The sequence below is a fragment of the Nostoc sp. FACHB-190 genome (assembly GCF_014696905.1).
Lineage (GTDB): Bacteria > Cyanobacteriota > Cyanobacteriia > Cyanobacteriales > Nostocaceae > Nostoc_B.
The window spans coordinates 1-22,760 of the sequence record NZ_JACJQW010000008.1; the positions used below are offsets into that span (position 1 = coordinate 1).

Consider the following 22,760-nt stretch of genomic DNA (forward strand, 5'->3'; position numbering starts at 1 on the left):
ACGCCAAACGATTCATCAGAGAGTTTTATTTTTTCTGTCATTCTTTTACTGTGGTGAAAGCGTTATTTGAACTAGCAATTCACGGTCAAATTTTTGACTTTCCCAAACTCCATACCTATGGTGTTTTCTCATAACTGATTTAGGATTGCTATAGTTAGCTATACGAATGATTTCAATAAACAAATTGGATATTTATTAATTTTTAATATGGATGATGTAGAAATAAATATAGTGATACAAAACAAAGATAATAAATTGCCAGTTAAAATTGTATTTGCCGGAAAAACTTATTTTATTATCATCGTCAATATTCCTCCATTAAATACTAAAAGTGCCAGTAAAAGAGATAAACTAGAAAAAATCACTATTTCTGAAGAAGAAATAACAGCAGAAGTAACATCAAATATTTAAAATTGATAGATTAATCTATTTTGTACCTATCAAAAGCCTGGTTAACCGCAGGGCTAAGGTTTGGAATATCCTGTAAATACCATATCAAAGCATGAGTATCAGTGACTAAATCATTCATCAAATATCCTCACGGGGAAAATTTGACCACGTTTGTTGTCTTACCTCAGCAATATCTGACTCAGTTATGTTACTACCCTTCCAAATTCCTCTTAAGGAAGTGCGCTTTGGTGGCTGAATTTTGACCAACTCTTGCTCAATTTGAGGTGCAATTTGTTCAATCAAGCGTATTTTATCTACTAACGAAAGTTGCTTTATTAATGCAAGCGCATTTTCCAGGGTAACTGCTTTGTCCATTTTTGCTGTCTTGAGCCATCATTAACAGCTTATCATTCCCATTAAAGGTTGTGTTATTTAGCTAAAACCCTTACACATCATACCCTTGCACCTCTCAACCCAGTCTCCATAGACAGCCTTTGTGCGTAAGACTTGGGATATAAACTTTTGTAACTGAGAAATCTTGATAACTTTCTGGTACAATCTACGGTAACTGGACAGATTTATAGTACTTTATTTAAAAGGTCTCATACTGTTACTGGATAAAAATGTAATTTATTAGTTGTTGTAGGAACTTTGTTTACAAGGTCTCTATAAACTTTGTGGAATGCAGATGCTCATAAAATGAATAGCAAAAATAGGCTTGATCAAAGCCACTATTTTTGTTAGAAAAAATATTTTTAGCCTGATATTTATGAGATATATTCTGTAAATTATATAGTTAAAAAATTGTGAAAATATCATATTTATTCAGAGTTTGGTCATTAGATAAGAATACAAATATAGTTGACAGGATTCATCGGATAATCATTAAATTATAAAGTCGATATTTTGACTAAAGCCAATTATTTGATTACTCAATCACACAAAAATATGCGTTATAACCAACTAGGTGAAAGTGACCTCAAAGTTTCAGAGATTTGCCTTGGTACGATGACTTATGGGCGGCAAAATAGCATTGCAGAAGCTCATCAACAGCTAGAATATGCTATTGCTAATGGTGTTAATTTCATTGATGCGGCGGAAATGTACCCAGTACCACCGCAAGAGGCTACTTATGGTTTGACAGAAACATACATTGGCGAATGGTTAAAAGACCAGCAGCGAGATAAAGTTATCGTTGCAACTAAAATTGCTGGCCCTGGACGTGGTTTTAAATGGTTACGTGGCGGGGCAGATGCCATTGAGCGCGATAATATTAAACAAGCTGTAGATGATAGCCTGAAAAGATTACAAACAGACTATATTGACCTTTATCAAATTCACTGGCCCGACCGATATGTGCCACGTTTCGGTCAGACAATTTTTGACCCCACCCAAGTAAAACCATCTGTGCCGATAGTGGAACAGCTAGAAGCTTTTGCTGATATTATTCAAGCCGGAAAAATTCGTTATCTTGGGTTGAGTAATGAAACTCCTTGGGGCGTTGTGCAGTTTAGTAATGCTGCTAAACAGTTAGGATTGCCAAAAGTGATTTCGATTCAAAATGCTTACAACTTACTCAACAGAGTATTTGATGGAGCTTTGGCTGAAACAGTTTATTACGAAAATGTTGGTTTATTAGCTTATAGTCCTTTAGCTTTTGGTTTTTTAACTGGTAAATATCTCAATGGCAAACCAGAAAATACCAGAATTACCCTATTTGAAAACTTTGGTCAACGCTATCTCAAACCAAAAGTCACCTCGGCAGTTGCAGCTTATGTAGAACTAGCCAAACGTCATCAACTTAGCCCTGCACAATTAGCTTTAGCATTTGTGCGGAGTCGTTGGTTTGTTACTAGCACAATTATTGGTGCAACAACCCTAGAACAACTCAAAGAAAACATAGACAGTGCGAATGTAGTTCTCAGTAAAGAGATTTTGGCAGAGTTGGATGAAATTAACATTCAACATCCCAACCCAGCACCTTAAAAGTTTTGCATTCTGCTACTTGAACTCCAAAATTTAGCGATTTCCCAGGTAGAACATGACTCTCGCTACAACGTTTGTTGAACAAAATACTATCCGTCGTCGGGGTACTGGCTTAAAAGCTTACAATCCTGAGAAAGTTTTCAAAGGCTATACACTCTTTACACCGTTGACGGGTAATGGAGAAGTATATCTTTTGGACTTGCAAGGGGAAGTTGTACATCAATGGAATTTGCCTTATCCGCCAGGGTTATATGGTTATCTTTTGCCGAATGGCAATTTGTTCTATAACGGTAAGACTCCAGAGATTCCACCGCGTTTTCCTTTGTGGTCGGCGTTTAAAGGTGGCGTAGTTTTAGAAGTAAACCCCAAAGGCGATATTATCTGGGAATATCAGCATCCAGATCATCATCATGATGGGCGAAAACTCCGCAATGGCAATGTAATTTTATTAGCCATTGAAAAGATACCTCAATCTCTGGTTCCTCGCATCAAAGGCGGTATCGCTGGCACAGAAGCCGATGGTGATATCTATGCTGATGTACTTTACGAAGTCACACCCACAGGCGAAATTGTCTGGACTTGGCACGCCTACGAACACCTCGACCCAGAGAAATTTGTCATTACTCCCCAAGACCAACGACATGAATGGACTCACGGTAATACTGTGGGGGAACTGGCTGACGGGAATATTATTGTGAGTTTCCGGAATATTTCTACCGTTGCTATTATCGATCGCCAAACCGGAAATATCATCTGGACTTTGGGTGATGATGTACTGGCACAGCAGCATTTTCCTAACGAATTACCTAACGGCAATATCTTGATTTTTGATAATGGCGCACATCGTCGTCACACAGCGTTGAATTTTTCTCGTGTGATTGAAGTTAACCGCCAAACTCAAGAAATTGTTTGGGAGTATACCGATAGTCCACCACACAACTTCTTCAGTTCCTATATATCAGGAGCGCAACGCCTTGCGAATGGTAATACTTTGATTACCGAAGGTGCTTATGGACGCATCTTTGAGGTGACTGGAGAAGGAGAACTAGTTTGGGAATACGTCAACCCCCATTTTGCTGCTCGTAATGTCCCTGGGGAGAAGTCGTTGGTAGCTCGTGGGGAACAGAATTCAGTCTTTCGCGCCTTCCGTTACGCACCTGAAGAAGTGCCTTGGCTGTAAAGAAGGCAGAAGTCAGAAGGCAGGAGGTAAGAAAGTTTTTCTGTCTCTGCCTGACTAACAGATTTGGGATGAAACTGTCTCAAAACCGACTACAAATTCCGATTTACAAAGGAACGTAAACATGGCTGAAGTTAAAATATATAGCGCCGTCGTTTGTCCTTTTGCTCACCGTTCTCGCTTGGTATTGCAAGAAAAGGGAATCGACTTTGACTTGATTGAAATTGACTTGCAGAATAAGCCAGAAGGATTTACAGATATTTCCCCTTATGGCAAAGTACCAGCTTTGGTGCATGGCGATCGCCGCGTTTGGGAATCTGCTGTTATTAATGAATATCTGGATGAAGTATTTCCTAATCCGTCATTGTTACCCAACAATGCCATAGGTAAAGCCCAAGCTCGCATCTGGATTGATTTTGCTAACACTAGATTCGTTCCCGCTTTTTCTAGCCTGTTGAGGAGTCCAGATATCCAAAAACAAGAAGAAGCGAAAAAAGAACTCTACAAACATTTAGAATTCATCGAAAACGAAGCATTTGGGAAGTTGTCGAAAGATGGCCCCTATTGGTTTGGTGAATCTATTAGTTTGGTAGATTTTACCTTCTTCCCTTGGTTCGAGCGTTGGGCTGCACTCAAGAAATATCGTGATTTTCCCCTACCAGCCGAATTCACCCGTCTGAAACAGTGGAAACATGCTCTCAAAGAAAGAGATTCTGTCAAAGCGATCGCTAATTCCAAGGAATTTTACATAGAGCGTTATGCTAGATTTGCGACACCTGTCGCAGTCTAGTCTGGCAATTATTGAGATTGCTAAACTTAGCCAAGCATCAATAATGTAAATACTTATACAAGTTTAAAAAGTATTTACCACAGATGCCTGATCTAACTTAAGGCACTTTTCCCTGTTTTTAAAGGGGAAAGTGCTTAGTTTTCTATATTATTATTTTTATCGCTAGTATAATTTTAAATCCGAGTTTTTACTCAAAGCTAAATTCGTAAAATTAAGCATAAGTACGGTGGATAAATGCTGAGATACACAGCACAATAAGATTTATGAAGTTAAGGCAAAGAAGGGTATCAACAGAAACTTCTTATCAGGGAATCTACCTTTTCATAACCTTAAACTTGAGATTGCTTGCAGTAGTTGTTCTTTCCTTATGACTCTTGGCATCTTTGCGTTAGACCAACAAACATCTATGCAGGACTAAGTTAACCACAATTAGATATTGCTGTTGAATATTCATCGCCAACTTCAGTTAACACAATTAATTGAGGAACCAGCAATGATTCGTCGTCTTTTTATCGCTTCAGCTTTGATTTTAGGAAGTTTTGCTGTTACATCTAAAACATTTGCAGCTGATACGGAAAATGTGCCGTTTGGTGGTTCAGTTGTTGCGGCTTGTTCTTTTCCGGGTACACCTGGTAATGGTACTTTAGGCAACCCCACAGCTACTACTTTGAGTAGTGCGTTAGCAGATGGAGGAACCAAAGGAACAGCACAGGTATCATGTACAGGCAGTACTGGGAGTCTCAATATTACAGGTGTTACCCAAACAGCCGGGCCGACTCTCGCTTCTCCTGTATACACTGCAACTGCTGCTGGAGGAACAATTGCTGCCACTTTTACTGCTGGAGTGGCTGGTGCGCCTCAAACGGTGGTTCCTGGTACAACTATTCCTTTAGATGTACACATGCTTGTGGTCAATAGTAGTGCTTTAACAGCAGGAACATACGGCTTTACTGTTAATTTAACAGTCACACCTTAAAGATATTAGCTTGTTTGTTATAACTTGAGTTCTGGTTTAAAGGTAATCCCATAAATCTTGTTTACTCAACTCAAGTTATATCTACCTTATATTACTCAAGAGATTTAGAGAAAAACATCATGATTAGTAATTTGACTATAACAAAATTGGGAGTCTTACTCAAGAATTTCCAGCAGCAACATAGTATGATTATTGCCGCTACTTCTCTGAGTGGTTTGGCATTATCAGCAGGATTTTTTAACCCTAAGACGGCACAAGCACAAGTCCAAATTTCTCCGATGGTAATTACGGCTAAGGCGCACCAAGGACAAGCAGAAGGTGTAATTAATGTCAAAAATATGACTAATGAACCCTTCCGCGCTCGTGTATATGTTCAGCCTTTTACATATCATCGAGATACAGGATTTCAATCTTTGAAATCTAGCCCAACAGACCTTTCCCCTTACTTACAATTTTCACCAGGGGAACTGACAATTCCGGCTGGTGCGACTCGACGCATTCGGTTATTAAGTCAACTGCCACCTAACTTACCAGATGGTGAATATCGAGTGGTTATTTTTACTGAAAATCTCAAAGAAATTCGTGCAGAAGATGTTAATGGCAATGCCATTAGTATCATTGGTAAAGTTGGTTCTACTTTCTATGTTCGTAAAGGGAATGTATCACCTAATTTAATAGTAGATAGCGCCCAATTAAATGCTTCTGCAAAGAAAATTCAACTGTTGGTTAAAAATACAGGTACGGCTTCGGTTTTACCCACAGCTACATGGAATTTAAAAAGAGCAGGAAAAGTGATCAGAAGTGGACAATTACCACCAACAGCTATTGTGGCTCAAAGCGATCGCAATTTTTTCCTCAACCTTGTAGCTCAAAATCAGCCAGAAATTACGCCTGGTCAATATGAACTCAGTGGTGAGCTATTGTGGAGTGAAGGCTTGACAGAAAAAACGGTTCCTTTCAATGTCAATTTGACTATACCTCAAACTGCGGCATCTGCTCTTCGTTAATCAGGTCAGACTATTTCCTGATAGATTCAGCATTCTTTCTACTTTGTACCTTTGTGTATTTGGAGTTATTAATTCACGAAGGTACAAAGATATAAATATAGCAGAAGGCAGGAGGCAAAGTCTTACTATTCCTGGCATTCAAGCTTTGAAATTTTCCTAACATTTCTGACTACCGCTATAGTTTTGATAGTTGTAATAATTATGCAGATTTGACGCTACAAAATTCTGATAATTATTACTAGACCTCTTGCATAAATCAGATTATGCCTACTAAACAAGCGAATGATCTGTAACTCTTTGCGCCTTTGCGCCTTTGCGTGAGACTTAAAATTCGTGTTTCATAACATTCGTGCAAGAGTTCTACTAATTTTGGTAAGCATTCAGACTTGCTCAAGCTTAGATAATCAATCCTATAAAAAATTAATTTAATTTGTAACTCTTTTAAAATACTGTGTCTTACTTAATATCTAATACTGAACTTTCCCCAGATACTAATTATTTACCATCTGTAAATGCGATCGCTCAACCGCAAACTGCTGCATCATTGTCTTCAGCAAGTTCCACTCCAGTAGTTATTAAACCTAGCGCACCCGAAAATTTACCGCCCCAATACTCTCCCATCGACAAAACTTTAACTCCCACAGCAACTATCAAATCCTCCGCTTCGCAGACTCGTGAATCAGAAATACAGCAGTTTGCGCCAGTCGTCGCACCGCCCGAAAGCTTTGCGCCCGAAGCTTCTTTATCTCATACAGTTAAATTATCAGATGACTCAGAAATACCGTTTGCACCAGTCGTCGCACCGCCCGAAAGCTTTACTCCCGAAGCTTCTTTATCGCATAGAGTTCAACTATCAGACTCTTCATTGCAGACTTCCCCAGAAGAGAAAACAAAAGCGAGAAGCGAACCACCATCGATTAAAGTGCCAATCTCAGAAGAGTTACAGGTTTTTCCCGTGGGGTTAGATGTAGACCAACGTCCCAGCATTAAAAGTGTGTTAATGCGTGGTCGAGAAGATGGTATGCAAGCAATTAATTTTGAGCAATGGTTGATACCTTATGAGGCTGTAGTTAGGGCTTTGCAACTCAATGTCACAACTTTAGCTGATGGTCAATTAGAAATTCGCGCTCCTGGTTTGGTGACTCGAATTAATCCGCAAAAACTCACAAATGATCCGCAATTGGGATTGGTGTTTTCTGTCGCTCAGTTGCAAACTTTGTTAGGAGTCACAGCCAAATTTGATATTAGTGATTATGCTGTGCGCTTAGAACGTCCTTGGTTGCTCAAAGCCACCCAGGTAATTGCACCACCAGAAGCAATTGTAGAATTAGCTGGATTACCAGAAGTTCCGGCTCCTGGCTTGACTTTGACCGCCGTTGAGCAAAAATTGAACGTTAGTGGTTCAGCTAGTGGTGCGTCTAATTATCAAGGAGACTTCGCCGCAGTGGGTACAGCTTTAGGTGGTAGTTGGTTCGTACGTGTTAATCAACCTCAGTTTCAAAATCCCACAGCTTGGCAAGTTGCAGAAGCACAATTTCTCCGACAAACAAATCAAGCTGATTATGTGATTGGTTCACAGGCTCCTTTTTGGTTGAGCCAAGGTACTGGTGATTATTGGGGGTTGACCACAATTCAACGCTGGGGATTTCAACCGCCCAAAACTGTTGGTGGTGGTTTATCGCCCAATCAAAGAATGCAGTCTGATCAAATTGGGCGGGTAATTACGGGAAAAGCCGCACCAGGAACTTTAGTGAGACTAACTCAAGGTTTAGGCGATCGCATTATTGCCGAAGTTTTGGTAGATTCTTCGGAAATTTATCGCTTTAATGATGTCAAAGTTGATACGCGATTTTTAGGGGCAACTTATCAACTGTTGCTTTATCCCCAAGGAAGATTAACAGAAACACCAGAAATTAGAAATGTGACATTTTCTACCTTACCCGGACAACTCCCCGCCGGCGCAAGTGCGTTGGTAGTTTCTGGTGGTTTCCGCAGACAATTTGCGGAGGCTAATTCTGTAATTGGGGAGTTTGCTGATTTTCGTGGTGGTGTGGCCCAACGCTGGGGTTTATCTCCTGATTTAACAGTAGGTTTGGGTGGTGTTTACGATCAATCATTTCGCGGTTTGGCAGAAATATTTTATCAACCCCAAAATCTGCCGTTAAAAGTGGCTTTATCGGCTTTGAGTGGCGATCGCTGGGATATTAATACTAATGTCACATTTGATATCTCACCTCAGATTAATACGCGATTTACGAGCGATCGCTATAAAAGCCGATTTGATTTTGATTGGCGAATGTCTCCTTGGTTGACTTTACTTGGTGGTGTCGATAGCAAAGAAGGCGGATTTGGCGGTGTGCAAATTGCTCATAACCGCAAAAATTCTTTTACCTTTGCGCGGATGACTTTCAATACCCAAAGTCATTTACGCTGGAATTTATTGCATCGTAGGGGACAACTAGAGTTAAACAGCAATGGTAACGAAATTGCTTCAGCATCGGAATTAGCTTACTATCTTTCTCCCAAGAAATTTACTCACCAAGGCAACGCCTTATTTTTGGGTTATGAAACTAGTAATATTTTTACTCAAAGCGATCGCCTCGCTACCTTGGGATGGCGCTATCGTTCCCCACAACGCTCTTTGAATGGTAACTATTTTTGGGAAGCACAACTAGCTTATGGTATTGGTTCCCTCGGTTCTGGGGTCATTGCAACTTTAGGCACTAATATTCTCCCTGGCTTATTACTCCGGGGACGTTATCAAGGCATTTCCACCACATCCAATGAACCAAGTTTTGGCTTAGAGTTGGTATCTAGTCTCGACTTGCAAAGAGGTATCAAGCCTCACCCCTCTCGCCAAGCGAACAACTTACGTACTCAAGGCGGAATTTGGATTCAGCCATTTTTCGACCGCAACGGTAACGGTAAACGCGATCCCAATGAACCTATATATTTGGATCAGCCAAACTTACTATTTACCATTAACAATCAACCTTTACAGTCTTTTGCACCCACAATTCAAAATGATGGCGCTTTGATTTATTTATCTCCCGGTAAATATCGCCTTGACCTCGATCCGGCTGGCTTTCCAGCCAATTGGCAAACAGCCATTGAAGCTTTAGCCGTGGATGTAGTTGCTGGCAGTTACACACCTGTTATGCTACCCATGATTCGTTCTTTTACTCGTTCAGGCGTGGTTACTGATTCTCGCGGTAAACCAATTCCCGGTGCCAAAGTCGAAGCCATAGAACTAAATTCGGGACAAAAGCGATTCTCCGTTACCAATGGCGCAGGAGTCTATTATTTGCAAGGTTTACAGCAAGGTAACTACAAAATAGAAGTCAATGGCCAGCCGCTTAACACCGAAAATTTACAACTACAAGAAACCTCAGCACCATTTCAAGAACTCAATCTTCAGTGAAATAAACTGGGTTAGCGGTTATGGATCAAAGCTAAAGGCGGAAATATATACAGAAATGAAGTATTTTGTCTAATTTTGGCTAAAAATTTTACATTATAAATATTAATCAATCTGTATCAAATGATTCTAATTTAGATTTAGTTAAGAGTTAAGATGACCAGATTACGTTAAATTGTGGTTAATCTACAAAAAATTGTCACAACAATTAATTCATCCTGTTTTCCCAGCCTCGATTTTAAAACTTGATAATGGTCTAACATTGATTCATCAAGAGATTCCGACTACTCCCGTGGTTGTGGCGGATGTATGGGTGCGTGCTGGAGCAGCCAGAGAGCCAGAACAGTGGTTTGGAATGGCTCATTTTTTAGAACACATGATTTTTAAAGGGACAGCCACAATTGCCCCTGGAGCTTTTGATTATAAAATTGAAAACCGTGGTGGCGTGAGTAATGCAGCCACCAGCCACGACTACGCTCATTACTGCGTGACAACTGCTGCACCTTATTTAGAAGATACCTTGCCTTATCTGGCAGAAATACTAGTAAATGCGGCTATTCCTGACGATGAATTTCTGCGCGAACGAGATGTAGTACTAGAAGAAATTCGCTCTTGTTATGATGATCCTGAATGGTTGGGATTTCAGTCTTTGATCAAAAATGTGTATCCGCAGCATCCTTATGGACGTTCGGTGCTGGGTACGGAACAGGAACTGATGCAGCACTCAGCCGATGACATGCGCTGTTTTCATCGCGCTCACTATCAGCCAGAAAATATGACTGTGGTAATTGTGGGCGGAATTGAAAAAGCCAAAGCCTGGGAATTAGTGAATCAATCATTTGCTAATTTTGCTCCACCTGTTGATTGTCCACCATCTATTACAGCCCAAAAACCGTTAATTCAAGGTATACAGCGTCAAGAACTGTGTTTACCCAGGCTAGAGCAAGGGCGGTTACTCATGGCTTGGACTGCACCGGGAGTTGACCAACTCCGCACTGCTTATGGCTTAGATGTGTTATCTGTATTCTTAACAGAGGGGCGGACTTCGCGCTTAGTGCGTGACTTGCGGGAAGAACAGCAATTAGTGTATGGAATTTGTAGTAATTTTTCTCTACAAAAAGAATCGAGTTTATTTACTATCACTGCTTGGCTAGAACCAGAAAACATCGAGAAAGTAGAGTACTTAATTCGCAGTCATTTACATGATTTGCAAACTGACGGAATTAGCGAACAAGAATTAGCAAGAATGCGTAGGTTGTTATGTAATGAGTATGCTTTTTCGACGGAAACGCCCAACCAATTAACCGGGCTGTATGGTTACTACAACACTATTGCTCAAGCGGAAGTAGCCACAACTTATCCAGAGCAAATTCAGTCATTTACTACCCAAGAACTGCAACAATTAGCTAAACAGTATCTTTCACCGCAGAATTATGCAGTGACTATCCTGAAACCAGGTTACTAAGAAGGCAGTCCCGATGAAACAAGTTTCATAGCCAAGCATGAAAGTGGGACTAGCATTTTTACTCAGCACTCAGCACTTTCAAGTCAAAAGTCAGACGGGAAGCAAGGGAGCAGGGGTGAAAAGAACTAATGACGATTGACTAATGACCATTGACTATTAAAAAATGACTCCAACTGTAAAACCTTCCCTGTCTCACTCCTTGATTCATCGCACCGTACTCAACAATGGCATTGTTGTGTTAGTGGCAGAAAATCCGGCGGCGGATATTATTGCTGGGCGAATTTTTCTCCGGGCTGGTAGTTGTTACGAACAACGAGAACAAGCCGGGTTAGCACATTTGCTTTCGGCGGTGATGACTAAAGGCTGTGAAGGGCTTTCGAGCTTAGAAATTGCCGAACAAGTAGAATCTGTAGGGGCTAGTTTGAGTGCAGATACCTCTACAGATTATTTTTTATTGTCTTTAAAGACTGTCACCTCAGATTTTCCAGAGATATTGGCATTGACGGGAAAAATTTTGCGATCGCCCACCTTCCCCGATGAACAAGTAGAATTAGAACGGCGGTTAGCCTTACAAGATATTCGCTCCCAAAAAGAACAGCCTTTTACTTTGGCTTTTGAGCAAATGCGGCAAGCAATATACCAAAATCATCCCTATGCGATGTCGCTGCTAGGTGATGAAACTACCATGAGCCGCATTACTCGCCAAGACTTAGTGCAGTATCACCAAACTTATTTTCGTCCCGATAATTTGGTTGTGAGTATCGCCGGCAGAATCACTTTAACAGAAGCCGTCGCCTTAGTAGAGCAAGTGTTTGGTGATTGGCAAATACCCCCACAACCATTACCAGTATTGCATCTGCCCGAAATTCCCGTGAATCCCCAAAGTCTAATCAAGCCGCTACAAACACAACAATCTATTGTGATGTTGGGTTATTTAGGGACAGCCGTCAATTCTCCAGACTACGCCCCACTGAAACTGCTGTCTACCTACTTGGGTAATGGCTTATCTAGTCGTTTATTTGTGGAATTACGCGAAAAACGCGGTCTGGCTTACGAAGTCTCGGCTTTTTATCCCACCCGCTTGTATCCTGGTGCGTTTGTCGTTTATATGGGTACAGCCCCAGAAAATACCACCATTGCCATTGACGGACTACGGACAGAGGTAGATTTACTGTCGGCGACGGAAGTTTCTACCAACGCCTTTCAAGCTGCGAAAAACAAAATTCTTGGACAGTATGCTTTAGGTAAACAAACTAACGGACAAATTGCCCAGATTTACGGCTGGTATGAAATTTTAGGTTTAGGAATTAATTTTGATAGCCAATTTCAACAGCTAATTGCGGACGTGACTGTTGCAGATGCTCAAGCTGCTGCTAGTCGGTATTTGCAAACCCCTTACTTATCTTTAGTTGGTCAGGAAGAGGCTATTAATTTGGCATTGAATTGATATGTGAACATATAGAGACAGGGGGGACAAGGTAGACAAGGGAGACAAGGAAGATAGACAAGATAGATTCATATCTTGCAGCATTCTCAATAACTGTAGGGTGGGCAATGCTCACAGTAAATTTTTAGCATTGCCCACCTTATACCATTTTGGATTTTAGATTTTGGATTGGGTAAGGGTTGATCGGTAAGCTTTTGAGCCATCAATCTGTCGCAATCATTTTTTAATTTGGTATTACCTTAATTGCAAGTCCCCAACTGCTGCAAGATGTAAGTAGACAAGGGAAGTCAGGACTACTATACGGCAGTCCTGACTTCTCTAGTATTGGGACAGGAAACAAGGAATAGAAGAGAGCTAACAATATAGTTCTAAATGAGAACCAAACCAATCTGTTCCCCGTTTCCCGTCCTCATTCCATGAGATTGATGTTTCTAGATGTTACTCATACTTTAGAGTGCCATCAATATTGGCAATGTGGTCGTCAAGGTTTATTGTGGTGGAAACCCACTGTTGAGCGCGGGTTTTACATTGAGCACTTAGACGTGAACCAACTAGTTGGGTTCCTCTGCAAGTCTCAATAAAGTTACCGGGTTGCCACTTCAGACTACCATTAACATTTTCAACTTCTGGGTTCAAATTAATAGAACTAGTTTTGTAAACGCCACCACTCGCTCTTTCGCAAGTAGATGTTAGAACAGAACCTTGAATACTAGTGTTACGACAAGTCAAGCTAAACTGACCCAAAGCCAAGGCAGAATTTGTGGTCATAAAAGACACAACAAATGTGAACAGGACGGCAATACATAGTTTCAGAACTGATTTCATTGTTTTCATCTCCAAGATAAAGAAAATCTAAACAAGGACAGACATTACAGCTATCGCTTCTATACAAACTCTATCCAATTGGGTGGTTTGTACGGGGCTATTATCAAGCAAGAATTTTTAAAACGACAAGGGTAATGATATAAAAGTTTATACTTGTGTTCATAGTATTTTCAGTAGATGGCAAAGTTGTGCGATCGCACAAAAAATGGCATCACTGGTAGTTGTTAATACAAGGGTTAACTACCCTCTACTTTTTTAATTACAGGATTGTGTTAAAAATGCTTTCACTCGATTGACAAAATCTTCTAGTTCTGAAATTAGTTCTGTACTGCCGCGACGTTCTTGATAAAGAGCGAGTTGTTCTAACTTTTCCGCCGCTAAATACATAGATTTAGCACCAATGTTGTTAGTAGTACCTTTAATTTGATGGGTTTGTTGTGCCATTTGCTGAAAGTCACTGTTAGCGATCGCAGCTTTGATTGACTCTAAACGAGACTGCATATCTTCAACAAAAATTTCTAATAATTGCAATTCAAATTCGGCATCATTTTCGGATAACTGATGTAAATGTTCCCAATCAATAAAGAATGTATTACCATCCTCATGATTAATAGCAACTGGATGTTCAGTAGCAATTAAAAACTGACTCCAATGTTCTAAGACTGCGGCTAAATTTTCTCTAATGACAGGCTTGCTTAAATAATCATCCATACCTGCATCAAGACATAATTGTTTATCTTCTTTCATAGCATTGGCCGTCATCGCAATAATCACTGGACGACGACGGTGAGCAAAATCACCTTCATACCAACGATGAATTTCTTTGGTCGTTTCCAACCCATCTAAAACGGGCATTTGGCAATCCATAAAAATTACATCGTAAGGAATTTTTTCTAATAGTTGTAAAACTTCTTGACCGTTGGCAGCAACATCGGCATTGTAACCCAAGCTTTTTAGTTGTTTGAGCGCAACTTTTTGATTGACTAAATTATCCTCAGCCACGAGAATTCTTAATTTAGAGGAGCCAGTAGCCAGACGAGGGTGACTATTTTGTAAATTGTTCATTTCTAACTCCTGATTATTTGGTAGATGCTGTGGTGGGGAGTGGAAACCTAAAATAGTAATGAGAGTATCAAGGAGCCGAGATGGCTTCACAGGTTTGACTAAATAGGCTGCAAATCCCATTTCTAGCGATCGCTGCATTTCATCCCGTTGATTGGTAGATGTCAGCATAATCAGAGGGATCTCCGCCATTGCAGATTGAGCCTTAATCATTCCTGCTACAGCCATCCCATTGATTGGGGACAGCATATCAATTAAAACCACATCATAGGGTTTTCTTTGCTTGTCAGCCGCTTCTATCGCCCGGATAACAGCCTCCGCACTATCAGCTTTATCCACCTGCATTCCCCAACGAGTGGCTTGATAATCGATAATTTTGTGATTAGTTGTGTTGTCATCTACTAAAAGCATCCGGCGATCGCGCAAAATTCCGCGATCGTCCATCATGGTGACTGGTTGCAGTTGTTTGGTAAAAGGAATCTCAAACCAAAATTCCGAACCTTTACCTAACTGGCTGTCTACACCAATTTCTCCTCCCATTAAAGTTACAAGTTGCTTGCAAATTGCCAATCCTAAACCAGTACCACCATACTTGTATTTATTAGCAGTATGCACTTGGGTAAATGGAGTAAATAATTGATTTTGGTTTTCTGTGGTAATCCCCAAACCAGTATCGATAACGGCAAAACGAATATTAGCTGTTGTGGTATTTTCCCAACGCAATTCAGCTTTAATTAGTACTTCTCCCACACTAGTAAATTTGATGGCATTACTAATCAAGTTCATCAAAATTTGTCGCAGACGACTAGCATCACCTTGGAGTTGTGTCGGCACATTGCGATAAATTAACGCAGCAATTTCTAAGTTTTTTTGATGCGCTTGGGGGGCTAATAAATCTAAGACTTCTTCTACACAATTGGCTAAATCAAAATTGAGGGTTTCTAAAGTCATTTCTCCAGCCTCAAGTTTTGATAAATCCAAAATCTCGTTAATCAGACTTAACAGTGCATCACCACTAATCCGAATGGTTTCGATAAAATCTCGCTGTTCTTGATTGAGGGGAGTTTCTAACATTAAACTAGTCATACCCAAAACAGCATTCATCGGTGTGCGAATTTCATGACTCATATTCGCTAAAAATGCACTTTTGGCTTGAGAAGCTAATTCTGCTTGACGACGAGCTACTTCTAATTCTTCTCGTTGTTGGGTTTCTACTTTGAGCAATTGAGCTTGGGCAATAGCAATCCCGACTTGATCAGCAATTTGCCGCAAAAGATGAGTTTCAAAACTTGACCATTGGTGAGGCGAAGCACATTGATGAACAATTAATAAACCGCAGAGTTCCTCTTTAACCAGAATTGGAATGACTAAATTGGCTTTGACCCCAAGCTTTTGCAATAATTCTAGATGACTTTGTTGAATACTTAGTAAATCTAACTCGCTATTGATGGCGATTTGCTTTTGGCGGTACTGTTGTAAATAGTATTGTTGTTGATATTCTGTTTGTAAGTAAGAGTCGGCAATATTTTGTTGTTTGATTGATGGCCAGTCAGAAACTACAGCCTCAACTAGCATATTATCTGAGCCATGACTAGATATTTGCGAAATTAATACCCGGTCAGTTTGCAGAATTTTTTGGACTTCTTTGGCGGTGATTTCCAGAATCTCTGCTATTTCTAAAGATTGACGAATTTTGAGGGTAATTTCTGTCAATAATTGCGATCGCAAGTTTTGTCGTTGTAGTTCTTCTTCCGCTTTTTTGCGTTGAATAAACTGCCCGACTTGTTCCCCAATCGAATTGAGAATTTTCCCTAACTCTTGGTCATATTGTTGAATTTGCTGGCTGAAACAAGTAATTACCCCAAAGATTTTATGTTCGCTGCGAATGGGGAAACCAAAAGCGCCATGCAATCCCATTTGGTTCGCTAGTTGATGGCGCAAAAACCTGTGGTTATTGGCAACATCAGTAAACCACACCAGTTCACAATTAGCCCAAGCGCAACCAGGTAATCCGATTCCTGGTGCAAATGAAATTTCCTGACTCACAGTGGTAAACTCTTGTATTTCTAAAGAATCCCGATGCCAAGAGTCAGAACATCTGAGTACATTTGTTTGTTGGTCAACTATCCAAATTTCGCTGACATCCCATTCCAAGTTTTCACCAATAGCTTGCAAAATCTGGGGAATGGTTTCGGCGATCGTGGTAGATTCTGCTAAGACACGGGTAATTGCATATTGTGTCTTTAGTTGCTTTTGGGCGCGTTTGCTATCAGTAATATCAATCCCTGTACTGATGACATATTCCACTGCGCCTTCGTAGTTTTGCAAAATCGCATTTGACCAAGCAATTAGTCGTCGGCTACCATCTTTTGTTACCCAACAGCTTTCGTAATTTTGATAGCCTTGATGCTCACTTGATTGCAACTGAGCAAACGCAACTTTGACTGGCTCGATTTCTTCAGGTAATAAAAATAAATTCCAGAAATATCTTCCCCTGACTTCATCAAATGAGTAACCTGTAATTTGCTCACAAGCATGGTTAAAGCGAACAATTTGCCCTTTGGCATCAAGTACAATCACCAATGCACTAGCTGTATCTAAAACTGCGGAGATAAAGTTGCGTTCTTCGTTGAGTGTATCTTCTGTTAACTTTCGGGCTGTAAATTCACAATAAATCAGGTAGTAAACCACAGCTAAAATCACAAAGCTCAGACAAATAGCAAAAGCCAGAATTAAAATTGTGTAGCGCGTGCTAACTCTGTCTGTTTGTGACTGCTCTTTTAATAACTGCTTTTGTTCATTTTCTATGGCATCAATAGCTTGGCGAATATCAGCCATTAAATTGTTTTTTTTATCTGCCAATATAGCCTGCAATGCTACATTAAAGCCTTTATCTTGACGCAAATTAATAGTTTTTTCGAGGATATTTATTTTATTATTTATTAGGCTTTCTATGACGATTAATTGCTGTTTTTGACGCGGCTTATCTGTTGTGTGTTTTTGCAGATTTCTGATTTGTCCATTAATATTTTTTAGTGCTATTTGATATGTGTCGAAATCAGCCTGATCTCCTGTAAGTATATAATTTATTTGCCGAGCTTCGGCATCTTTAACATCAGACAGCAGTGTTTCTAAACGAGAAATTTGCTTTTGAGTTTTTTGAATTTGATGGTTGATATTAATAAATATTTTGGTATTTTTATAAGAAATTAAGCCGATTAAAACTAAAATTATCGAAGCTAACCCAAAACCGCCAGTAACTCTTTTAAAAAAATCTCTATGTACCTTTTGTTTGTGTTTACGTTCATTCGTTATGCTGGCTAAATTTGCTAAATTCCGTTGCAATTCCATCTGTTTGATGACTTGTCGCCCCAGAATGCGTAATGCTTCTATTTGTTGTGGAGATAAATTACGAGGCACACGGTCAATAACGCAAAGTGTACCCAAGGCATAACCTTCAGGGTTAATCAATGGCACACCAGCATAAAATCGAATGTGGGGATTAGAAGTAACCAAGGGGTTTTTCGCAAAACGTTCGTCAGCTGTGGCATCAGGGACAATAAAAACATCAGACCCTAAGATAGAATACCCACAAAATGCAATATCTCTGGGTGTTTCTGTTTCGTTCAACCCAACTTTTGCCTTAAACCACTGCCGATTTTGATCAATTAAGCTAATTAAGGCAATTGGTGTTCCGCAAATATACGAAGCTAAATTAGTCAAGTCATCAAATGCGGCTTCTGATGGAGTATTGAGGATTTTATACTCTAAAAGTGCCTCTATTCTTTGTGCTTCGTTATCGGGTAATGGTGCTTTCATCCTAATTATTTACAGATGTGTTAAACAACTTGGCTAATGCAATCCCTGAATTTTTTAGTGAAGAAGAATTATATAAATCAAAATTCTTAGTAAAATTTACTAATTAATAAACAGTACCGATTATCTGCTGTTGGTTCATAAGTTAATTTATCGGCGATCGCTGACATAATTTTTAAGCCTCGCCCTCGTTCTCGATGATTATTTTCAAATTCAGGAACTTGTTGTAATTGCTTTTCTAAATCGAAAGCTTCTCCTTGGGATAATATGCGGATGTCTATTTGTTTATTCGACAGCCAAACTTCTATCTCAATCGGAGTTTCTTGGGGAAGATTTTTATGAGCATGTTCTACAATGTTGGCAAAGCCTTCTATTAACAGGGTTTGGCATTGCCACCAAATTTCTTGGTCAATATTGGATGTTTGATTAATTTGCTCAAACCAAGATAAAATCTCAGACGAGGCATTCAAGTCTGTGTTTACTTTTAAACAAATTTTATTATCCACTTTGAGTTTATTAAATATTTAGCCTATATCATAAGCGGAACTCAATTTATTTAATTTGAGTATTTTCACTATACATTAACAACTTAAATATCGTTAATTTAAAGTTAAGCAAATATTTAATAATCATTTTATTTAGTTAGCTGTAGTTTATGGTAAAAATTCTAGTGATTGATGATGACCCAATTGTGCAGGCGGTACTGAAAAGAACGCTCCAGAATCAGGGTTATGAAATTACTGTGGCGACAAATGGCAAAGAAGGAATTATCCAAGCGCGGTTACTGCGTCCAGCTTTGATTATTTGCGATTGGGTGATGTCATATTTAGATGGGTTGGAGGTATGCAGACAAATTAAAGCTGATCCAGAATTAGCGACAACCTTTTTTATTTTGTTAACTGCGAAGGGTGCAGCTAGGGGAGAAGAAGAAGATAGAGTCAGAGGACTAGATGCGGGGGCTGATGAATTTATTTCTAAGCCGATTGAGATGAATGAGTTAAAAGCGCGAGTCCGGGCTGGTTTGAGGTTGCATCAATTAAATCAAGATTTGCACAGTCAAAAACAAGCTCTAGAAATTCTCAACCAAACTTTGCAAACTCAAAAGCAAATTATGGAAACAGAATTAGCTGAGGCGGCTGATTATGTGCGATCGCTTTTACCGCTACCACTGACAGGAGTAGTCACCACTGAAACCCTATTTATTCCTTCTGCACAGTTAGGAGGTGATTGCTTTGACTATTACTGGCTAGATGATGATCATCTCGTAATTTATCTGTTAGATGTATCGGGACATGGCGTAGGTTCGGCGCTGCTGTCGGTGTCGGTGCTGAATATGTTGCGATCGCAATCTTTACCCCACACTAATTTTTGTCAACCAAGTGAAGTTCTCAAAGCACTTAATCATAACTTTCAAATGAGTAACCAAGGTGCTAAATATTTCACCATCTGGTATGGAGTGTATGACCGCATTAAACAGCAACTTGTTTATGCTAATGCAGGTCATCCACCAGCCATCCTCATCTCAAATCAATCTCCGAATAATTTGCAAGTTCAACAACTAATCTCCTTAGATTTACCTATAGGTTTTTTACCAGAGGTTGACTTTGTAGAGGCTGTCTTTGAAATTACCGAAAACAGCACTCTTTATATTTTTAGCGATGGAGTTTATGAAATTAATCAACCCAACGGTAAACTCTTGGGTCTTGATGCTTTTATTGAAATTTTAATCAAACATAACCAAGCAAACAATTACACGCTCAATCATCTATTATTAAAAATCATGACTTTAAATATTCAACAATCTCCAGAAGATGATTTATCTTTACTAAAAGTTTATTTTGGTAGTGCAACCTAAATCAAATTTTTATTTTTAGAAAATTTTTCAGAATCGACACAAATAAAAAAATAAAGTCCAAAACAGAGATATTTTTTGACTTTTTAAGAAGTTGCCAACACTTGGCGTTTACAGTCTTCTTGATCAGCAAAAGTTTGAAATACTCTGTTAATTTTTGTTAATTGAAATAACATATTCACTTGGTCACTTACAGAGCAAACAAACAGTTTGGCATGAGCAGTTTTCACCATTTGAGCGGCTGCAACTAAAGACCCTAAACCAGAGCTATCAATAAAATGGACTTCTTTCAAATCAATCAACAACATATCTGCGCCATTATCCAATAGATTACTCACTTCATGCTGTAACTTATTACCTGTCAAACCATTTAATACGCCTTGTGGTTGAATGACTTTGATTGTCGAATCCATAAGCTAATTACCTAATTTTGTAATCAAATATACACTTTTCTATTTTGGCATTTGCACTTCCTAAACGCAAGTTATCAAATTAATATCAATCACAAAAATGCAATTTACATGATTTCTTTAATTATCAAAAGCTAATTTTCATAAACTCTTTAATACTTTGGGGATGGTTGCCAAACAGCCGCCCGAATCACACCCCACAAAAGCATTAGATTATAAATAGCCCAAACACTGTTGATGAGAGATATCCCAGGATACTTATTATGACCAATGATAAATAAATAAAAACTCCATAGCATACCTAAAACTGTCAGTATAAATACCAGTAATTGCGGCCAGACCATACGCAGGTAAATACCAGATTGTCGCTGTTTTGGGGTAACTTGGAAATTAATTTTTTGTCCGGTGAACACACTCCAGACAGCTTGAATTAATAAGGGAAATAATGCGATCGCATATTGTTCTGAACGCCACAATTCACCAGCCGGAATCCCCCAAGCCACTGTTAAAAATGTTAAGCGATTGATAATAAAAGCCGGAATAAAATGTATAGCAAAATCATAGCCAAAGGTTTTTACAGGGGCAATTTCGGTAAAGAAATAAATAATTGGACAAACAATAAATACCAGACTAGCAAAGCCTGAAAAATAGCTATACATGGTTTTAAAATATTGTAGGCGTTGCCAAAATGTCAGTCCTGGTTTAGCAAAGGGATTTTCTTTTAATAAAACTTGGATAGTTCCTTGAGCCCAGCGTAGTCGCTGTTTTAAAGTAGAACTCAAATCATCCGGTGCTAAACCTTCTGCTAAAAGTTCGTGATGATAAATCGATTTCCAACCAGCACCATGCAGCCGCATAGCTGTATTCATATCTTCTGTAATACTATTACTAGATACCCCACCTACTAATTTAAATTCATCTAACTTAGTTTCATCTTTACTAAACTCATCAGCAAAATATTGCAGTCCTACATTAATCAGGGCTTCCCGGCGGAGGATAGCATTTGTCCCTGTGTAAAATGCCGCATTCATCCCATCTTTGCCCTGTTGTAGTGGCCCGTAAAATAAATTAGCTTGATGTCCAAAAGGATCACCAACTGGAATATTATAAAAAGCTTGTGGTGTTTGGACAAAAGCAATGCGGTTTTGTTCGTACTTACCAGTGAAAAGATTATATGTATAAAAATATGGTAAAACTCGTTTGAGAAACTGTGGTTTAGGAATATGATCGGCATCTAAAGTGAGAATAAATTCCCCCGCAGTTTCTCCTGAAAAAATCGCATAATTAAGATTACCTGCTTTTGCATGGTGAGGTACACCCACGGGCTTAGGACGTGCAATATAATGAAATCTTAGCAGTTGAGCTAATTCTTGTTCTTTTTGGTAAATTGCTGTTTCTAAAGCTCGTTTTTCAGTTTTCAGACGTGCAGTTATAGTGTGATGTTCCGGCGGTAAACACAAAATAAACTGTTGTAGACTTGCGAGTAATTCTGCTGCTGATGTTGTCTGAGCATTTTGAGTTGATGATAATTCTTGTAACCACTCTTCCGCCGCTTGAATATTGACTTTGAGATTTTCTAGTTTTTGCAGACGTTCTACTAAATGAGAGCGTTCAGCATCAATACGGTTAGCTTCTTGTTGTAATAATGGTGATTGCAAATCTTGAATACATAATCTTTCGGTCATGGTTCGCATGGCTGGTGAGTTGCCATCATCTAATACATAAACATGCAATTTAGTAACAGGATAATCAATTGCTAAAGCCGCCGTTGCAGTTTGCTCAACAATTTCTGGTGGCTCATTGTAGCAAGTGATAAATACATCTACTGTTGGCCATTCCGATTTTGCTAAAGGTGGGATCATTTGGTCAAGAGATTTAACCTGCCGCACTAAAGGCCGCCACAAACCAATGACAAATAGCACACCGCCAAAATAACTATAAATTTCCGCTAATAATAAAGGAATTGACAGCCACAAAGCATCAAAGTTAATTGAATGAGTAATGCGCCATTGTAAATACCAAAAACCGAAAATTAAATTAATTTCGGCTAAGTAGCGAAATAATAATGTGCGTTTTTTGAGTGTTGAGCGACTGTTACCAGGAAAATTAGCCGAGTTATTCAAAGATGCAAAATTCATG

Annotated in this window: 16 protein-coding genes and 1 pseudogene; 11 read left to right on the forward strand and 6 right to left on the reverse strand. The window is 39.3% G+C overall.

The window, feature by feature from the left end; all coding sequences use genetic code 11:
* Together H6G28_RS11575 and H6G28_RS11580 are read left to right on the forward strand one after the other, a co-directional pair.
* Positions 1-134 (forward strand): annotated as a pseudogene (locus tag H6G28_RS11575) (IS630 family transposase); the annotation flags it as partial.
* Between the two features lie 73 nt (positions 135-207).
* Positions 208-411 (forward strand): hypothetical protein, encoded by a 204-nt coding sequence (locus H6G28_RS11580; RefSeq protein WP_190670886.1) that lies wholly within the window; start codon positions 208-210, stop codon positions 409-411.
* Between the two features lie 117 nt (positions 412-528).
* Here the strand turns inward: H6G28_RS11580 and H6G28_RS11585 are convergent, their stop codons facing one another.
* Positions 529-765: a hypothetical protein gene (locus H6G28_RS11585; protein ID WP_190591722.1), complete on the reverse strand. Its 237-nt coding sequence runs from the start codon at positions 763-765 to the stop codon at positions 529-531.
* 573 nt (positions 766-1,338) lie between these two features.
* Here H6G28_RS11585 and H6G28_RS11590 point away from each other — a divergent pair.
* The 8 genes from H6G28_RS11590 to H6G28_RS11625 all read left to right on the forward strand — a co-directional run bounded on the left by H6G28_RS11590 (position 1,339) and on the right by H6G28_RS11625 (position 12,656).
* On the forward strand, positions 1,339-2,376 hold the full coding sequence (locus H6G28_RS11590) for an NADP(H)-dependent aldo-keto reductase (protein ID WP_190670888.1): 1,038 nt from the start codon (positions 1,339-1,341) through the stop codon (positions 2,374-2,376).
* A 55-nt stretch (positions 2,377-2,431) separates the two neighbouring features.
* On the forward strand, positions 2,432-3,556 hold the full coding sequence (locus H6G28_RS11595) for an aryl-sulfate sulfotransferase (protein ID WP_190591723.1): 1,125 nt from the start codon (positions 2,432-2,434) through the stop codon (positions 3,554-3,556).
* A 121-nt stretch (positions 3,557-3,677) separates the two neighbouring features.
* The gene (locus H6G28_RS11600; protein WP_190591724.1) at positions 3,678-4,343 is read left to right on the forward strand and encodes a glutathione S-transferase family protein; all 666 of its coding nucleotides are present in this window, start codon (positions 3,678-3,680) and stop codon (positions 4,341-4,343) included.
* A gap of 442 nt (positions 4,344-4,785) precedes the next feature.
* Positions 4,786-5,319 carry a hypothetical protein gene (locus H6G28_RS11605; protein ID WP_242049131.1) on the forward strand — a complete coding sequence of 178 codons (534 nt, stop codon included), beginning with the start codon at positions 4,786-4,788 and terminating at the stop codon, positions 5,317-5,319.
* 119 nt (positions 5,320-5,438) lie between these two features.
* On the forward strand, positions 5,439-6,326 hold the full coding sequence (locus H6G28_RS11610; RefSeq protein ID WP_190670890.1) for a fimbrial biogenesis chaperone: 888 nt from the start codon (positions 5,439-5,441) through the stop codon (positions 6,324-6,326).
* A 451-nt stretch (positions 6,327-6,777) separates the two neighbouring features.
* Positions 6,778-9,747: a carboxypeptidase-like regulatory domain-containing protein gene (locus H6G28_RS11615; RefSeq protein WP_190670892.1), complete on the forward strand. Its 2,970-nt coding sequence runs from the start codon at positions 6,778-6,780 to the stop codon at positions 9,745-9,747.
* 193 nt (positions 9,748-9,940) lie between these two features.
* Positions 9,941-11,209: a M16 family metallopeptidase gene (locus H6G28_RS11620; protein ID WP_190670893.1), complete on the forward strand. Its 1,269-nt coding sequence runs from the start codon at positions 9,941-9,943 to the stop codon at positions 11,207-11,209.
* A 163-nt stretch (positions 11,210-11,372) separates the two neighbouring features.
* Positions 11,373-12,656, forward strand: coding sequence for a M16 family metallopeptidase (locus H6G28_RS11625; RefSeq protein ID WP_190670895.1), 1,284 nt, complete (start codon positions 11,373-11,375; stop codon positions 12,654-12,656).
* A 438-nt stretch (positions 12,657-13,094) separates the two neighbouring features.
* Here the strand turns inward: H6G28_RS11625 and H6G28_RS11630 are convergent, their stop codons facing one another.
* From H6G28_RS11630 to H6G28_RS11640, 3 genes are all read right to left on the reverse strand, one after another.
* On the reverse strand, positions 13,095-13,481 hold the full coding sequence (locus tag H6G28_RS11630) for a mannose-binding lectin (protein WP_190591728.1): 387 nt from the start codon (positions 13,479-13,481) through the stop codon (positions 13,095-13,097).
* 255 nt (positions 13,482-13,736) lie between these two features.
* The gene (locus tag H6G28_RS11635; RefSeq protein WP_190670897.1) at positions 13,737-18,362 is read right to left on the reverse strand and encodes a GAF domain-containing protein; all 4,626 of its coding nucleotides are present in this window, start codon (positions 18,360-18,362) and stop codon (positions 13,737-13,739) included.
* Between the two features lie 86 nt (positions 18,363-18,448).
* On the reverse strand, positions 18,449-18,865 hold the full coding sequence (locus H6G28_RS11640) for an ATP-binding protein (protein ID WP_190591730.1): 417 nt from the start codon (positions 18,863-18,865) through the stop codon (positions 18,449-18,451).
* A 149-nt stretch (positions 18,866-19,014) separates the two neighbouring features.
* On the opposite strand from H6G28_RS11640, the gene H6G28_RS11645 reads away from it, so the two are divergent.
* Entirely contained in the window at positions 19,015-20,214 is a 1,200-nt protein-coding gene (locus H6G28_RS11645) for a PP2C family protein-serine/threonine phosphatase (protein ID WP_190591731.1), read from the forward strand.
* Between the two features lie 83 nt (positions 20,215-20,297).
* Here the strand turns inward: H6G28_RS11645 and H6G28_RS11650 are convergent, their stop codons facing one another.
* Complete coding sequence (locus H6G28_RS11650) at positions 20,298-20,624, reverse strand: STAS domain-containing protein (protein WP_190591732.1); 327 nt, start codon at positions 20,622-20,624, stop codon at positions 20,298-20,300.
* Positions 20,625-20,773: 149 nt separating this feature from the next.
* Entirely contained in the window at positions 20,774-22,759 is a 1,986-nt protein-coding gene (locus H6G28_RS11655; protein WP_190670899.1) for a glycosyltransferase, read from the reverse strand.
* Position 22,760 lies beyond the last annotated feature (1 nt).